Origin of the sequence: Sandarakinorhabdus rubra (assembly GCF_010994245.1) — a bacterium.
In the GTDB taxonomy this organism is placed as follows: Bacteria; Pseudomonadota; Alphaproteobacteria; order Sphingomonadales; family Sphingomonadaceae; genus Sandarakinorhabdus; species Sandarakinorhabdus rubra.
The window spans coordinates 1-14512 of the sequence record NZ_WMHO01000044.1; the positions used below are offsets into that span (position 1 = coordinate 1).

The 14512-nt window shown below is 67.7% G+C and carries 16 protein-coding genes; 7 read left to right on the plus strand and 9 right to left on the minus strand.

Annotated elements, in window-relative coordinates; all coding sequences use genetic code 11:
- The 3 genes from GJV64_RS04445 to GJV64_RS04455 all read left to right on the plus strand — a co-directional run.
- The coding region (locus tag GJV64_RS04445; protein WP_164156075.1) for an SDR family oxidoreductase at positions 1-664 on the plus strand (664 nt) is incomplete at its 5' end.
- A 181-nt stretch (positions 665-845) separates the two neighbouring features.
- Positions 846-1730 (plus strand): fatty acid desaturase, encoded by an 885-nt coding sequence (locus tag GJV64_RS04450; protein ID WP_205599525.1) that lies wholly within the window; start codon positions 846-848, stop codon positions 1728-1730.
- A 10-nt stretch (positions 1731-1740) separates the two neighbouring features.
- The gene (locus GJV64_RS04455; RefSeq protein WP_164156077.1) at positions 1741-2055 is read left to right on the plus strand and encodes a MocE family 2Fe-2S type ferredoxin; all 315 of its coding nucleotides are present in this window, start codon (positions 1741-1743) and stop codon (positions 2053-2055) included.
- Positions 2056-2069: 14 nt separating this feature from the next.
- Here GJV64_RS04455 and GJV64_RS04460 read toward each other — a convergent pair whose 3' ends face one another.
- The 4 genes from GJV64_RS04460 to GJV64_RS04475 all read right to left on the minus strand — a co-directional run bounded on the left by GJV64_RS04460 (position 2070) and on the right by GJV64_RS04475 (position 6497).
- Entirely contained in the window at positions 2070-3509 is a 1440-nt protein-coding gene (locus GJV64_RS04460) for an MFS transporter (RefSeq protein ID WP_164156078.1), read from the minus strand.
- An 85-nt stretch (positions 3510-3594) separates the two neighbouring features.
- A complete protein-coding gene (locus tag GJV64_RS04465) occupies positions 3595-4380 on the minus strand; it encodes an IclR family transcriptional regulator (protein WP_164156079.1) in 786 nt (261 codons plus the stop codon).
- 67 nt (positions 4381-4447) lie between these two features.
- Positions 4448-5482: an alcohol dehydrogenase catalytic domain-containing protein gene (locus tag GJV64_RS04470; protein ID WP_164156080.1), complete on the minus strand. Its 1035-nt coding sequence runs from the start codon at positions 5480-5482 to the stop codon at positions 4448-4450.
- Between the two features lie 25 nt (positions 5483-5507).
- On the minus strand, positions 5508-6497 hold the full coding sequence (locus GJV64_RS04475) for an aldo/keto reductase (RefSeq protein WP_164156081.1): 990 nt from the start codon (positions 6495-6497) through the stop codon (positions 5508-5510).
- Between the two features lie 148 nt (positions 6498-6645).
- Here GJV64_RS04475 and GJV64_RS04480 point away from each other — a divergent pair, with 148 nt between their 5' ends.
- Genes GJV64_RS04480 through GJV64_RS04490 form a run of 3 tightly spaced genes read left to right on the plus strand, consistent with a single transcriptional unit; the run spans position 6646 to position 9547 of the window.
- Positions 6646-8067 (plus strand): alpha-L-fucosidase, encoded by a 1422-nt coding sequence (locus GJV64_RS04480; protein ID WP_164156082.1) that lies wholly within the window; start codon positions 6646-6648, stop codon positions 8065-8067.
- Positions 8064-8360: a UxaA family hydrolase gene (locus GJV64_RS04485; protein ID WP_164156083.1), complete on the plus strand. Its 297-nt coding sequence runs from the start codon at positions 8064-8066 to the stop codon at positions 8358-8360. The genes GJV64_RS04480 and GJV64_RS04485 overlap by 4 nt, the downstream gene beginning before the upstream one ends.
- The gene (locus tag GJV64_RS04490) at positions 8357-9547 is read left to right on the plus strand and encodes a UxaA family hydrolase (protein WP_164156084.1); all 1191 of its coding nucleotides are present in this window, start codon (positions 8357-8359) and stop codon (positions 9545-9547) included. The genes GJV64_RS04485 and GJV64_RS04490 overlap by 4 nt, the downstream gene beginning before the upstream one ends.
- Before the next feature lie 2 nt (positions 9548-9549).
- On the opposite strand, the gene GJV64_RS04495 is transcribed toward GJV64_RS04490, so the two are convergent.
- A complete protein-coding gene (locus GJV64_RS04495) occupies positions 9550-10218 on the minus strand; it encodes an RraA family protein (RefSeq protein ID WP_164156085.1) in 669 nt (222 codons plus the stop codon).
- A 118-nt stretch (positions 10219-10336) separates the two neighbouring features.
- Between GJV64_RS04495 and GJV64_RS04500 the strand changes: the two genes are divergently transcribed.
- Positions 10337-12370: an NADPH-dependent 2,4-dienoyl-CoA reductase gene (locus GJV64_RS04500; protein WP_164156086.1), complete on the plus strand. Its 2034-nt coding sequence runs from the start codon at positions 10337-10339 to the stop codon at positions 12368-12370.
- Positions 12371-12373: 3 nt separating this feature from the next.
- Here GJV64_RS04500 and GJV64_RS04505 read toward each other — a convergent pair whose 3' ends face one another.
- The 4 genes from GJV64_RS04505 to GJV64_RS04520 form a co-directional block, all read right to left on the minus strand.
- Positions 12374-12970 (minus strand): cytochrome C, encoded by a 597-nt coding sequence (locus GJV64_RS04505; protein ID WP_205599526.1) that lies wholly within the window; start codon positions 12968-12970, stop codon positions 12374-12376.
- Positions 12970-13515: a methylamine dehydrogenase light chain gene (locus GJV64_RS04510; protein ID WP_164156087.1), complete on the minus strand. Its 546-nt coding sequence runs from the start codon at positions 13513-13515 to the stop codon at positions 12970-12972. The genes GJV64_RS04505 and GJV64_RS04510 overlap by 1 nt, the downstream gene beginning before the upstream one ends.
- Before the next feature lie 25 nt (positions 13516-13540).
- Positions 13541-14164 carry a redoxin family protein gene (locus GJV64_RS04515; protein WP_164156088.1) on the minus strand — a complete coding sequence of 208 codons (624 nt, stop codon included), beginning with the start codon at positions 14162-14164 and terminating at the stop codon, positions 13541-13543.
- Between the two features lie 16 nt (positions 14165-14180).
- The coding region (locus GJV64_RS04520) for a MauE/DoxX family redox-associated membrane protein (protein WP_328799163.1) at positions 14181-14512 on the minus strand (332 nt) is incomplete at its 5' end.

Genomic DNA, 14512 nt, shown 5'->3' on the forward strand with positions numbered 1-14512 from the left:
CTTCGCGCGCGAGGGCGCGGGCGTGATCGCCACCGACATCGATGCGGCGGCGCTGGCCAGCCTCAAGGCCGAGGCGCCGGCGATCACCACCGCCCGGCTCGACGTGCGCGATGGTGCGGCGGTGGCGGCCGCCCTGGCCGGCCCGGCGCCCGACGTGCTGTTCAACTGCGCAGGCTTCGTCCACCACGGCACCATTCTCGAAATGGGCGAGGCGGATTGGGACTTCAGCTGGGATCTCAACGTCACCAGCATGGTGCGCACCATCCGGGCCGCGCTGCCCGGCATGCTGGAACGCGGCAGCGGCACCATCATCAACATGGCCTCTGTCGCCTCCTCGATCAGGGGCGTGCCCAACCGCTTTGCCTATGGCGCCACCAAGGCGGCGGTGATCGGGCTGACCAAGGCGCTGGCCGCCGATTACGTCACGCGCGGCATCCGCGCCAATGCCATCTGCCCCGGCACGGTGGAATCGCCGTCGCTGGAGGGCCGCATCAACGCACAGGCCGATCCGGTGGCGGCGCGCGCTGCCTTCATCGCCCGCCAGCCGATGGGGCGATTGGGCAAGCCGGAGGAGGTGGCGGCGCTGGCCGTCTATCTCGCGTCCGACGAGGCCAGCTACACCACCGGCCAGGCCCACATCATCGACGGCGGCTGGAGCAACTAGGATGGGCCGGGTCCGGCGCAATTATGCGTTGACCGGCCCGGAACGCGAACAGGCCATTGCCGACGGCCTGGCCAGCGCCAGCTGGTACCAGACACCAATCGATCGCAAGACGCTCAAGCAACTGATGGCGCGGCGTAATGGCCCGGCCCTGCGCGATACCGCCATCTGGTTCGCGCTGCTGTTGGCCACCGGCTATGGCGGCGTGCATTTCTGGGGCAGCTGGTTGGCTGTCCCATTCTTCATGGCCTATGGTGTCCTCTACGGCACCTCCTGTGACAGCCGCTGGCACGAAAGTTTGCACGGCACCCCGTTCAAGACAAACTGGCTCAACGACGCCCTCTATCAACTGGCCAGTTTCATGCAGCTCTGGAACCCGGTGGTCTGGCGGTGGAGCCACATGCGCCACCACAGCGACACGGCTATCGTTGGCCGCGACCGCGAAATCGGCACGATGCGCCCACCCGCAATGGTGATGAAGGCGCTGGTCACCGGCGGTACGACGCTCTGGCTGAGTTACATGCGGGTTCTGATCAGTCACGCACGTGGCCATTTTTCGCCCGACGAACGTGATTTTGTCCCGGCCGATCAACTGCCGGCAGCGACACAGGCGGCCAGGGTGCATCTTGCCATCCACGCCTGCGTGTTCGCGGCGTGCCTTTGGTCCGGATCAATCCTGCCCGCCATGCTGATCAGCTTGCCGCGCCTTTACGGTATCTGGCTGCTGATGCTGCTCGCCCTGCCGCAGCATGCCGGCCTGGCGGAGGATGTCCTCGACCACCGGCTGAACAGCCGGACCATGCTGCTGCCTTTGCCGCTGCGCTTCATCTACTGGAACATGAACTATCACCTGGAGCACCACATGTTCCCCATGGTACCCTATCATGCGCTGCCTGCGCTGCATGCCTGCATTCGCCATGATTGCCCGGAACCCAAGGGACTGATCGAAACCTGGTGGGAACTCTTCCCGGTGCTGCGCCGGCAGTTGCATGATCCTGATCACTGGATCGATCAGCAATTGCCATCCGGAGCCGGCCCGGCCAGGATCGGCCCGCGCCTTCTGCACTGAGGAGCCGCAAATGCCCTGGGTCGCCGCCCTGCCTGTTGACGCGATCGACGCCGACGATGTCGCGCGGTGGGATCACGCCGGAAAGAGCTATGCAATCTACCGCACGTCGGATGACGCGATTTATGCGTCCGACGGCCTGTGTACGCACGAACAGGCCCATCTGGCCGATGGTCTGCTAGATGGCTATCTGATCGCCTGTCCCAAGCACAACGGGCGGTTTGACATTCGCGATGGATCACCGCGCAGACTGCCGGCATGCGTGGCTTTACGCACCTATGCAGTCCGAGTGGATGCGGGGGTCGTGCACGTCAATCTGCCGGACTGACCTGGCGTTTCCCGTCAGCTGGCAGTCCCATCCTGCGCGTTCAATTGTGCGCGCAGGGCGGCCTGCATCTCGCGGGTGATCGGGAAGTTCCAGGTCAGCGCCACGATCAGCAGCTTGCACAGCACCGGCACGCCCACGAACATGGCGGTCAGCCAGGCGATGGCCTCTGGCCCGTTGCCGCCGTTGGGATTGTAGCCGACCAGTTCCAGCACCGGATAAAGGATGCCGACGGGGAGCGCATAGCCGATCTTGTTGGTCATCGACATCAGCGCGAAGAAGAAGCCGGTACGCTGCTCACCGCTTTGTGTCTGATCGAGGTCGACGACATCGGCCAGCATGGCGCGGTCGAGGAAGGGGGCCGCGCCAAAGGCCACGCCGTTGACCAGATAGAAGACCGCCGCGGCCAGGAAATCGCCCTTGGGCATCGCCATTGCATAGGCAAAGGCCGCGATGGTCACCAGCGCCGAGGTGGCGACAGCGCGGTGCTTGCCGATGCGGTAGGAGAGCTTGAGCCACAAGGGCACGCCGAAGAAGGCGCCGGCATAGGTGAAGATGAGGAGCGCGCCAGGGTCCAGCGCCACGCCGCCGATCTTGAGCGCACCTTCCAGCCGGAACAGCTCGGTGGTGACATAGACGAACAGGCCGCTGGCGGTGCCGCCGGCAAGGCCTGCCAGCATGTCCACGCCCAGCAGGCGCAGCAGCGCCGGATTGCGGGCAGCGACCTTGAGGCCTTCGACGAAGCCCATCTGCCGCTCACCCACGGCGCGCGTTGGCGGCGGACGCTCCTTTGCCACCAGCAGGGCGGCGCCCACCGTGATCGGCAGCAGCACGGCGGCATAGACGCCCATCGCTTGCACCTTGGTTTCAAGGCCGGTGTCACCGATGATCGCGCCGACCGCCAGCGGGGCGGTGAGCACCAGCAGCAGGCCGGAGAAATAGACTGCGAGCACCCGGCTCTGGATGCGCGAGCGCTCGTCATACTTGTCAGATAGTTCGGCCGCCCAGGCGATGTGGCACAGATGGATCAGCGTCCACCAGATGTAGATGAAGGTCAGCCAGAAGAAGAGATAGAGGCTGCCGGCGCCGGCCGGCGGGAAGCAGATGGCGACCGTGCCAATCACCATCAGCGGCGTCGAGATCAGCATCCACACCTTGCGCCGGCCCCAGCGGGTCGGAAAGCGATCCACGGCCCAGCCGAACAGACCATCGGTGAACACGTCCCAGAAGCGGGTGAGCATGAAGATGAAGCCGGTGGCCGCCAGCCCGAGGCCGAGCGGCCCGGCATAATAGGCCGGCAGGTAGATGACGATCGGCAGGCCCAGCGTCGCCAACGCCAACTGCGGGGAGGCGAACAGGAAGAAGCGCCAGCCGCCCGGAACATCGTTACCTGCTGCAGCGCTGCCTTGCCGCGTTTGCGCATCCATCAGCCGGATCTCCCCATCCGTGCGCCGCATAATGCGAGCGCCGCCGATGATGGCCATTGCAGGCATAAAATGCAACTTCACATATGCCACGCCGAACGATGCGGCTGGCGGGCGCTCAGGCGCTGGTGGCCAGCCCCGGCATGCCGACGGCAAGATCGGCCGAAATGGCGGCGGCCTCACGCATCACCACGGCAATCGCGTCGTCCAGCCCGGCATGGTTGCCGTCGCGCAGGATGAACGGCACGGTGAGCGCGCCGACCGCCCAGCCGGTTTCGCCGATGATCGGCGCACCGATGTCGGTGACGCCGCGCACCGTGCGGCTCGGCCCCTGTTCATGGCCGAGCCGGGCGATCCGCTCGATCCGCGCCTCGAATCCGGCGCGGTCGAAATCCGGGTGGGCGGCGGCCAGGCTGTTGATCAGCCGCTGGCGGTCTGGCGGGCTGGCAAAGGCGGCCAGCACGCGGCCCGAGGTGGAATGATCGGCGCGCCGCCGATAGCCAAGCCGCACCGCGAAGCCCAGTTCGCCGGGCGCCTCGACACGGGCGATCACCACGATCTGCGTGTCGGACAGGACGGTGAGGTGGCAAGACTGGTCGAGCGCGTGCGCCACCGCCGAGATATGGGGCATGGCGGTGGCCACCAGATTGCGGGTCGGCGCTGTCTTCATCGCCATCTCGAACAGGCGGTTGCCGATCAGGAACCCCTCGGTCGCCTCGTCGCGCATGATGTAGCGCCGGCGCTCGAGTGCCACCAGCATGCGGAAAATCTCGCCCTTCGAGCGGCTCAGACGGTCGGCGATCTGGCCCATCGACAGCGGCTGGCTGCTTTCGGCAAGCAGCTCAAGGATATCCAGCCCCTTGTCGAGGGCCGGCGCCGAATAGCGGGTTCCCGTTTCGCTCATGGCTGGACCATCAACATCGGCCCTTCATGGCATGATGGCCTCGAAAGACAAGTGGTCACACAGGCCGTCAGCCGGAGATGCGCACCACCGCCTTCAGGCTTTGCCGCGCCGCCACGGCGGCAACCGCGTCATGGATGCGATCGAGCGCGAACGGCCGGGCCGGATCGAACCAGATCCGGGCATCCAGCGCGCCCGCGGTCAGCAGCGCCACCGCCTGGTCGTGGGCCTCGCCTTCGGAATAGTCGCCGGGGCCGTGCACGCGGAATCCCTGTGCCGCGATTGTCTTCAGGGCCGCCATGCGCTCGCCCAGTGCCTCGATGCCATAAAGCCCGATGCCGGCCCCAGGCGCCATCAGGGGCAGGGCCCCCTCGATGCCGCCGGTGTGGCCGACCGCGTCGATCAGCAGGTCAAAGCCGCCAGGGCCGCCGATGCGCGACAGGGCGGCGATGGCCGAGGGGTCGCGATAGTCGGCAAAGCCCGCCGCGCCGGCGCGCGCCGCCAGATCGGCCCAGCCGGGGTTGCCCACCATGGCCACGGCATCGGCACCCAGCGCGCGCGCCAGCACCAGGAAGGAAAAGCCGTTGCCGCCCGACCCGATGACCAGCAGGCGCTTGCCCGCCACAGGGCCGAGGCGGGTGAGATAGCTCAGCGTCTCGCGCCAGGTGATCATCATGGTGGCAGCGGCCGGATCGGTGCCCGGCGGCAGCACGCGGTTGATCAGGTGCGGTTGCCATTCGCTTTCGGGCAGGCCGTCCTCGCGCATCGCCACGACATCGCGGGCCAGCCCCAGCTCGGCAAAGCCGCCCCAATAGGCGGCACAGCCATCGGTGGCCGGCGCTCCGGTGCGTGTGACGAGGTCGCCGGCCTTCAGGTGGCGCACCTTTGGGCCGATGGCGACCACCTCGCCGATCGCCTCGTGGCCCAGGATCAACGGATAGCTGATCCCGGGGATCGGCAGTTCACCCTCCACCAAGTGGCGATCGGTGGCGGCGCACACCCCGCCAAACAGCTGGCGGGTCAGCACCTCATAGGGCCCGGGCACGGGATCGCTCAGGGTCCGGATGACGAGTTCTCCGGGGCGTTCGACAACGGCGGCGCGCATGGCCGGTCTCCTCAGTGCAATCGGATCAGACTGGGCCAGCCGCCGGCGTGCCGGCATAGGCACGGCCAAACGGCAGGGCGAAGGGCTCATCGTGCGGCCGGAACGGCACCATGGCGGCGATCTCGTCGAGCTGGCCCAGCAGGTCGGCCGGCAGCGCCCCCCTGGCGATGGCATCGACATTGGCGTCCACTTCGTCGACGCTGCGGGCGCCCATCAGGATGGTGGCTATGCGCGGTTCTGACAGCAGGAAGCGCAGCGCCAGTTCCGGCAGCGGGATACCGACCGTATCGACCAGCGCATAGAGTTTGCGGAACTGCTCGCGCCGCGGTTTCGACAGCCAGGTGGCGCTTTCCACCTCCTCGCGCCACACCCGGGCCAGCGCGCCCTGCTGTAGTGGCGATCCGGCGACAATGCCCACGCCGTGCTCGGCGGCGGCCGGGATCACCTCGTGCCAGGCCTCCCGCCACAGCAGGCTGGTGTTGAAGGCGGTGAGCACGACATCGAAGCGGCCGGTCCGGATGAGGCGGGCCATGTCATAGGCGGTGGTGCCGCCCAGCCCAGCAAAGCGGATGCGCCCCTCGCCCTTCAGCCGGTCGATCACCTCCATCACCGGGCCACGGGCTTCATCCATCGCCTCCCACCAGTCGAACTGGCGTGGGCGATCCGGTTCGTGGATCATCAATATGTCGATCGTCTTGCGGCCGAGCAGCCGGCAGCTGGTTTCGAACGACTCCAGGAGGGCATCGGCATTGCGCGGATCGAACGGCTGCGGGCGCGCCCCCAGCTTGGTCGACAGGATGACCGGCGCCGCCTGGCCTTCAAGGATGCGGCCCAGGACGGACTCGCTGTCGAGATACATGGGCGCCGTGTCGATATAGTTGACGCCGCGCGCCAGCGCGTGGTGCACCGCCTCGCGGGCGCGCTCGAACGGTCCGCCGGCCGCCGACACGAACAGCCCGCCCAGCGACAGGGTGCTGACCGACAGCCCCGTCCTGCCCAGTGGCCGATATTCCATCGCTCCCCCCTTTGATTTATTTGTGAACAAGCATTTCACATGTGCCAGCATGGCGCAAGCGGTAGCGCGGCCGAATGCGCCTTGCCAGCGCCGACACACCGTGGTTAGATGCTTATAAATCGATGTTTTACCAGTGAACTGTCCGCCCATGACGCGCTATCGCCCAGATCCCGACAGCCTCGCCGCCCACCCGGTGCCGGCCTGGTGGCGCGATGCCAAGTTGGGGGTGATGATCACTTGGGGTCTCTATTCGGTGCCGGCCTTCGCCCCGCGCGGGGTTGACGTGGTGAAGCTGCTGGCCGATCGGCCCGATGATGCGCTGAAGCTGACGCCCTATGCCGAATGGTATGAAAACAGCCTGAAGTTCGCCGATGGCCCCACCGCCGCCCAGCACCGCGAGCGCTTTGGCGATGCGCCCTACACGGCGTTTCGGGAGGCGTTTGAAGCAGGGCTAGCCAGCTGGTCGGCGGCGCCGCTGATGGACTTCATCGCCCGCATCGGTGCCCGTTACGTGGTGCCCATCACCAAGCATCACGACAGTTATTGCCTGTGGCCGACGCAGCTTTCCAACCCGCTGCGCGGGCGCAGCTGGCACGCGCCGCGCGACCTGATCGGCGAAATGGCGGTGGCCGCCCGTGCCCGGGGGCTCCATTTCGGGGTCTATTACAGTGCCGGGCTGGACTGGACGCTGAACCCCGAGCCCATTGCCAATCTGGGCGAGATGCGCGCCGCCCTGCCGGCTGGCTCGCTGGCGCGCCAGATGATGCGCGATCATTACCGCGAGCTGATCGCCGCCACCGATCCCGATATCCTGTGGAATGATATCGGCTATCCCGATGCTGGCGACCTGTGGGCGCTGCTGGCCGATTATTACAACGACCGCGAGGATCGGCTGATCAACGATCGCTTCCAGTTGCCCACGCCCGGCCACGCCGCCATGGCCGATCCGGCGGCGCGGGCCGCCTTCAACCGCGCCATTTCCGACGCCATTCGCACGCCCGGCTTTGCCTTTGCGCCCGATGTGCCGCCGGTGTTCGATCACCGCACGCCCGAATATGCCACCAGCGCCGGCATGGGGGATGTCGCCTGGGAGACGGTGCGCGGCGTCGGCCACAGCTTTGGCTACAAGGCCAACGAGATCGATGCCGACTATCTGTCGGGTGACGCGCTGGTGGCGATGTTCCTGCGCATTGTTGGCAACGGCGGCAACCTCCTCATCAACATCGGGCCGCGCGCCGATGGCAGCATTCCGGACGAGCAGGCCGGGCCGCTCGCGCACCTTGGTGCCTTCCTGAAGGCCCATGGCCGCGCCATTTACGGCAGCCGGCCCGACACCACGCTGCCCAAGGTGCAGCAGGATGGCAGCGATGTGCTGCCGGTGTGCGTTGGCCGCCAGCGCTTTGCCCTGGTGGCGGGGCCGTTGCCGCCGCGCCTACCCGGCTGGGGCGGTGCCGCCGGCCTGTCGCTGCTGGACGGCCCGCCGCTCGCCTGCCGGCGCGACGGCGATGATCTGGTGATCGACAGTGCGGCCGCGCCCACCGAAGCCTGCGTGCTCGAGGTGGCGGCATGAGCGCCGGCCAGCCTGTCCTGTTGCTGGCGCCGGAGGACAATGTGCTGATCGCGGTTCGCGACCTGCCGGCAGGGCAGCGGCTGGTGGACGGCGGAGACGAGATCGTGCTGCCGGATGCAGTGCCGCTTGGCCACAAGCTGGCCCGCCGTCCGATCCCGCGCGGTGCCAGCGTCATCAAGTATGGCGCCAGCATCGGATCGGCGACGCGCGATATCCCGGCCGGCGCCTGGGTGCATCTGCACAATCTGGCCAGCGACTATCTGGCAACCGCCGGCGCCGGAGACCGGCCATGAGGGGCTGGCGGCGGGCCGATGGGCGCAAGGGCATCCGCAACGTGCTGCTGGTCGCCTATCTCGTCGAGTGCGCGCACCATGTCGCCCGCGCCATTGCCGAGCGCCATGACGACGGCGACGTGCAGCTGATCGGCTTTCCCGGCTGCTATCCCAATGATTATGCGCAGGCGATGATGGAGCGGCTGTGTTGCCATCCCAATGTTGGCGCCGTGCTGTTGGTGTCGCTGGGCTGCGAGAGCTTTGCGAGGCGGCGCCTGCTGGAGGTGGTGCGCGCCAGTGGCCGGCCCGCCGAACTGCTGGTGATCCAGGAGGCGGGAGGCACCCGCAGCAGCATTGCACGCGGCCGGGCCTGGGTGGCGGGCACGTTGCCGGTGCTGGCCGCGCAGGCGACGGTGCCGCTGGCGCCCGAGGAGCTGGTGATCGGCACCATCTGCGGTGGTTCAGATGGCACCAGCGGGCTCACCGCCAATCCTGCCATCGGCCGTGCCTTCGATCGGCTGATTGCGGCCGGCGCGGCGGGCATCTTCGAGGAAACCGGCGAGCTGATCGGCTGTGAAGGCCACATGGCGAGCCGCGCGGCCACGCCTGAACTTGCCGCCGAGATCGTCGCCTGTGTCGACAAGGCCGCCCGCTATTACACCACGCTGGGCCATGGCAGTTTCGCGGTCGGCAATGCCGATGGCGGGCTGACGACCCAGGAGGAAAAGAGCATGGGCGCCTATGCCAAGTCGGGCGCCTCGCCGATCGTCGGCCTCCTGAAGCCGGGCGATCAGCCGCCGGGCGGCGGGCTCTACTTGCTCGACGTGGTGCCCGATGGCGAGGTGCGCTTCGGCTTTCCCAACATCGCCGACAATGCCGAGATTGTCGAACTGATCGCCTGCGGTGCCCATGTCATCCTGTTCTCCACCGGACGCGGCTCTGTGGTTGGTTCGGCGATTTCCCCGGTGATCAAGGTGTGCGCCAATCCCGACACGTTCCGCCGCCTGCCCGAGGACATGGACATCGATGCCGGCCGCATCCTCGAAGGCCGGGCCGATCTCGACACGGTGGGCGCCGAGATCGCGGCGCTGGTGACGGCCGTTGCCGGCGGCACGCGCACCTGTTCGGAAGCGCTGGGCCACCAGGAATTCATCCTCACCTACAAGAGCTTCACGCCGGCCGGCCCGGCCTGCCTGCCGGGGCGCTGATCCTAGAACTTGCCGTGCCGCCGATAGGCGGTTTCCGGATCGACCCCGGCCAGGATGGCGGTGCGCACCAGGTTCTCCGTGGTCATGGCGGTCTCGGCCGCCGCCGCCACGGCGTGCGCCTCGGCCTGCGGCACCACGCAGATGCCATCGGTATCGGCCACCATCATGTCGCCGGTGGCGATGCTGCAGCCGCCGATCACCACCGGTTCGCCGAAGCCGTGCGGCAGCCAGCGGCCGACCACGTCGCGCGGCGTGAAGTAGCGGCAGAAGACCGGCAGGCCGATGGCGTTGACGCGGTCGACATCGCGGCAGCCGCCATCGATGATCGCCCCGAGCACGCCGCGCAGCGTGAGTGCTTCGGCCGACAATTCGCCCATGTGGGCCACGTCGCTGTCGTTCGGTTGCATCACCAGCACATGGCCCGCCGGCACGCGTGACAGCATCGCCGTCCAGGCCAGCAGCGTCTCGTGCGGATCGTGCCCGGTCACGCTTCGCCCCGAGACCGTGAAGGCCGGGCCACTGATGCGGCTGCCGGGCGCGATCGGGCGCAGCGTCGGCGGCAACACGCGCAGGCTGAGGTCGGCGGCACGCATCACGTCGTGCACGATGCTGGCCGGCAGGGCGCGATAGCGGGCGGCCAGATCGTCGTTTGGCCTGGTGTCAGGCGTCATGCGGCAACATCCTCACCCTCGAATCGCTGGTGAAACAATATTCCACGAATGCACATTTCATGCCCCCGCGCGCTTAAGGGAGGATGACGCTCGGCACCCGTGCTGATAGCCATGCGCCATGGCTCCGCATCCCCGCTATCCGCGCGTGTTCACCCCCCTCGACCTGGGGTTCACCACGCTGAAAAACCGCATCCTCATGGGCTCCATGCACACCGGGCTGGAAGACCTTGCCGATGGTTTCCCGCGCATGGCGGAATATTTCGCCGCTCGTGCTCGCGGTGGGGTGGGGATGATCATCACCGGCGGCATCGCGCCTAACCATGAAGGCGGCGGCGGCGCCAAGCTGTCGACACCAGAGGAAGCCGCCCAGCACCGCATCGTCACCGATGCCGTGCATAGCGCCGCGCCAGAGGTGAAGATCGTCCTCCAGATCCTGCACGCCGGGCCGCTCGCTGGCACGCCCGACTGTGTGGCGCCGTCGGCCGTCCGCTCGCGCATCGGCCGCCATACCCCCAACGAGCTGGATGCCGCTGGCATCGAGAAGCAACTGGCCGATTTCGCCAACTGCGCGAGCCAGGCGAAGGCGGCGGGCTATGACGGTGTCGAGATCATCGGCTCGGCCGGCTATCTCCTCTCCACGTTCCTCGTCGAGAAGACCAACCGGCGCGAGGATGAATGGGGCGGCAGTTTCGAGAACCGCATGCGCTTCCCCGTCGAAGTGATCCGCCGCACCCGCGCCGCCGTCGGCGATGATTTCATCCTGATCTTCCGCATCCCGGCGATGGACATGCTGGAGGACGGCATGTCGGGCGACGAGGTGATCCAGCTGGCGCAGGCCGTCGAAGCGGCCGGCGCCACCATCATCTCCACCCACTTCACCTGGCACGAGGCACAGGTGCCGACCATCGCCACCATGGTTCCGCGCGCCGCCTTTGCCGAGGTGACGGGGCGCATCAGGAAGCACGTCAACGTGCCGATGATCACCTCCAACCGCATCAACATGCCCGACGTGGCGGAACAGGTGCTCGCCGCCGGCCATGCCGATCTTGTCTCGATGGCGCGGCCGATGCTGGCCGATGCGGATCTGGTCAACAAGGCGCGTGACGGCCGCGAGGATGAGATCAACACCTGCATCGCCTGCAACCAGGCCTGCCTGGATCACACCTTCACCGGCCGGCTGACCTCGTGCCTGGTCAATCCGCGCGCCTGCCACGAAACCCTGCTGGTGGCGAAGGGGCCGGCAAGCCCGCGCAACCTGGCCGTGGTGGGTGCCGGGCCGGCGGGCCTGGCCTTTGCGGTGGAAGCCGCGCAGCGCGGCCACCGCGTGACGCTCTATGATGCCGCGTCGGAGATTGGCGGGCAGTTCAACCTCGCCAAGCGCGTGCCGGGCAAAGAGGAGTTTTCGGAGACGCTGCGCTATTTCGCGCGGATGATCGACAAGCTGGGCATCACGCTAAAGCTGAACACTCGTGCCGATGCCGACATGCTGGTCGCCGCCGGCCATGACGAAGTGATCGTGGCCACCGGCATCCGGCCGCGCGTGCCCGATCTGCCCGGCATCGATCACCCGAAGGCGGTGCCCTATATCGATGCCATCCTGGGCCGCAGGCCGATCGGCCGCAAGGTGGCGATCATGGGCGCTGGCGGCATCGGCTTTGATGTCGCCACGCTGATCACCCATGCCGGGCCGTCGGCCGCGCTCGACATCCCGACCTTCTGCCGGGAATGGGGCGTCGATTTTGCTGCCCACCCGCGCGGCGGCGTCACCGGTGTCGAGATGCACATCGAGAAGGCCGACCGGGAGGTGGTGATCCTGCAGCGCCGCGATGGCGCCCCCGGCAAGACGCTGGGCCGCACCACCGGCTGGACCCACCGCCTGTCGCTGATGCGGCGCGGGGTGAAGATGCTGGGCGGCGTCACCTACCTCAAGATCGACGACGAGGGCCTGCACGCGTTGGTGAACGGAGAGCCGACCCTGTTCGCGGTCGACACGGTGATCATCTGTGCCGGGCAGGAGCCGGAGCGCAGCCTCTATGATGCACTGGCGGCAAAGGGCATGAAGGCCCACCTGATCGGCGGCGCCGACGAGGCGGCGGAGCTGGACGCCAAGCGGGCGATCGCGCAGGCCACGGAGCTGGCGCTCGCGTCCTGAGTCTCAGCCCGACTTGCCTCCATAGGTGCCGGCGCCGGGCCGGGCCGCCGTGGGGGCGGGGGCCGTCTGGCCGGGATACATCAGCCGCAGCGAGGCCGGTGCCTTGCACTGGCGGATCAGCTTTTCGACCAGCAGCTTGCGGGTCTGGATCAGCGATACCGAGGTGAAGGGCGACGTGCGGTGGCGCGCCACCTCGGCGCCGGTGAAGGGCGCGGCACCCGCCGGCACCGATGCACCGCCCAGGCCAAACACCATGAAGTTCAAGAGCTCGGCCAGCTGATCATTGTCGTCCACGCGGCTGCGCGAGACATTGGGCAACCGCACCAGATAGGCGCGCCCCTCGGGCAGGCACATGAACCAGCCGACGCGGTTCTGCAGGGTCGGCAGATCGGCCGGCGCGGCGTTGCCGTGGATGCCGTGGCAGCCGCCGCAATGTTCGACATAGTCGGACTGCGGCTGCGTCATGGTGGCGGAATAACTGCCCAGCGCCGCCCGCTGCTGCGGAGTCTGGCTTTCGACAGGCGGGGGTGTCGCAGATCGCTGCGCGGCCGCGGCGCTGGCCAGCGCCAGCATCGCGGCCATCGCAACGCCGACGCGCATTACTGCGCCTCGCCGACCAGCACTGCAGTGGAGCAGTGGTACTCCATGCTGCTGGTGCCGAAGCACCAGATGACGTTGTTGTTGAGCTGCGGCATGTACAGCTGGGTTTCGCGATCGGTGTTGTCGCAGCCGCACTGGCCGCAGCCAGCCTTGCCGCAACAGTCGCGATAGGCGATCAGATAGGACTTGCCATTGTCCGGGTTAATGCAGGTGCCCACCCACGACACCGGCGACGGCTCGGTGCCGGCCGGGCAGCTGCTGACGCCACCGCCGCAGCAGCTGCACAGCGAGCCATCGATGGCGCAATAGCGCCAGTAATCGCACTTGGTATCGTCCTTGGTCTGCGCATTGCGGGCAAAGGCCGTCTTGGCCTCCGGCGAACGGTCCTTCTGGCCGGCGTTGGCGCGGCTCACGGGGAGCAGCGGGAAGGCCGGCGCGGCCACGATGGTGGCACCCAGCTTGGTGAGGAAAGAGCGCCGTGACGAGCGGCCGGCAAAGGACCGCAGCAGCTTTTCGCCCAGGGCATCGATGTTCATGCGCGTCATCCCTTCTTCCCCTCGCTTGGCCCGGTCATGCTGCTGTTGCCGTCGGCGCCTTGCCGGCGGCCGGCTGCAGGCCGGCAATATAGTCCTGAACATGGGCGACGCCCATCTCGTGGCTGATGATCAGGCTTTCCAGATGTTCGCGGCTGTTAACCAGCCCCTTGGCCAACACCTTGCCCGCGGCATCGAGCAGCACGGCATGGGGCAACTTGTCCACTTCGAACAGGCGGCCCACCTCGCCGCTGTTGATGAAGGGATAGGCCTCCAGCCCCTGCGCCGCGACCAGGCCCTGCTGCACGGCCGCATCATCGTCACCCACGAAGACCAGGTCGATCCGCTCGGCCGCCGCGAACGACTTGGCAACCGGGATCAGGCCCTTGCACAGCGGGCACTGGGCCGACACGAACATCAGGAGGCGGACAGCACCCGAACGGCTGCCCCCCAGCGCGAAGGGCCGGCCATCGAGGGTGGTGAGCGCCATCGCCGGCACCGCCTCGCCCACCGCCGGGCCGCGATTGGCATCTAGCGCGCCGGCCGGCGCCACCCGCACGTGCAGCACGCCGACCTGGCGGGCCAGCGCCAGCCCGGCCAGCACCAGGGCGGCCAGAACCGCCCACTGCAGCACTTCGTTGATGATCATCAGGCTCGACATCAATGGCGTCCCCGCTTCAGCCCCGCACCCGGCCCGGCGCGGTTGCCGACAGGCCCTGCAATGTTTCGAACAGCAGAATCAGAAGATAGACGACGCCGCCGCCCACCAGTGCAACCACGATATCGGCGCTGGCAAGGCTGGCGCGAACGGCCGGCAGCAGGCCGGGTAGCAACGCAAGTGCCAAGCCCACGTTGCGCAGCACCTTGCCCCAGCCCAGTTGCTGGCGCAGCCCGGCATGGCCGCAGCCGCAATCGATGTGGCGCCGGCCGCGGCCGATGTTGATCGCCATGGCGGCGGCGAAGGTCAGCAGCAGCGCAATCGCCGCCAGCGGCGCCCAGGCTGCGGGCT

Excerpts from the sequence above, each read along its gene's own strand:
- GJV64_RS04455 (WP_164156077.1), top strand. The coding sequence starts at position 1,741 with ATGCCCTGGGTCGCCGCCCTGCCTGTTGACGCGATCGACGCCGACGAT.
- GJV64_RS04460 (WP_164156078.1), bottom strand. The coding sequence starts at position 3,509 with ATGCGGCGCACGGATGGGGAGATCCGGCTGATGGATGCGCAAACGCGG.
- GJV64_RS04465 (WP_164156079.1), bottom strand. The coding sequence starts at position 4,380 with ATGAGCGAAACGGGAACCCGCTATTCGGCGCCGGCCCTCGACAAGGGG.
- GJV64_RS04470 (WP_164156080.1), bottom strand. The coding sequence starts at position 5,482 with ATGCGCGCCGCCGTTGTCGAACGCCCCGGAGAACTCGTCATCCGGACC.
- GJV64_RS04475 (WP_164156081.1), bottom strand. The coding sequence starts at position 6,497 with ATGGAATATCGGCCACTGGGCAGGACGGGGCTGTCGGTCAGCACCCTG.
- GJV64_RS04480 (WP_164156082.1), top strand. The coding sequence starts at position 6,646 with ATGACGCGCTATCGCCCAGATCCCGACAGCCTCGCCGCCCACCCGGTG.
- GJV64_RS04485 (WP_164156083.1), top strand. The coding sequence starts at position 8,064 with ATGAGCGCCGGCCAGCCTGTCCTGTTGCTGGCGCCGGAGGACAATGTG.
- GJV64_RS04490 (WP_164156084.1), top strand. The coding sequence starts at position 8,357 with ATGAGGGGCTGGCGGCGGGCCGATGGGCGCAAGGGCATCCGCAACGTG.
- GJV64_RS04495 (WP_164156085.1), bottom strand. The coding sequence starts at position 10,218 with ATGACGCCTGACACCAGGCCAAACGACGATCTGGCCGCCCGCTATCGC.
- GJV64_RS04500 (WP_164156086.1), top strand. The coding sequence starts at position 10,337 with ATGGCTCCGCATCCCCGCTATCCGCGCGTGTTCACCCCCCTCGACCTG.
- GJV64_RS04505 (WP_205599526.1), bottom strand. The coding sequence starts at position 12,970 with ATGCGCGTCGGCGTTGCGATGGCCGCGATGCTGGCGCTGGCCAGCGCC.
- GJV64_RS04510 (WP_164156087.1), bottom strand. The coding sequence starts at position 13,515 with ATGACGCGCATGAACATCGATGCCCTGGGCGAAAAGCTGCTGCGGTCC.
- GJV64_RS04515 (WP_164156088.1), bottom strand. The coding sequence starts at position 14,164 with ATGTCGAGCCTGATGATCATCAACGAAGTGCTGCAGTGGGCGGTTCTG.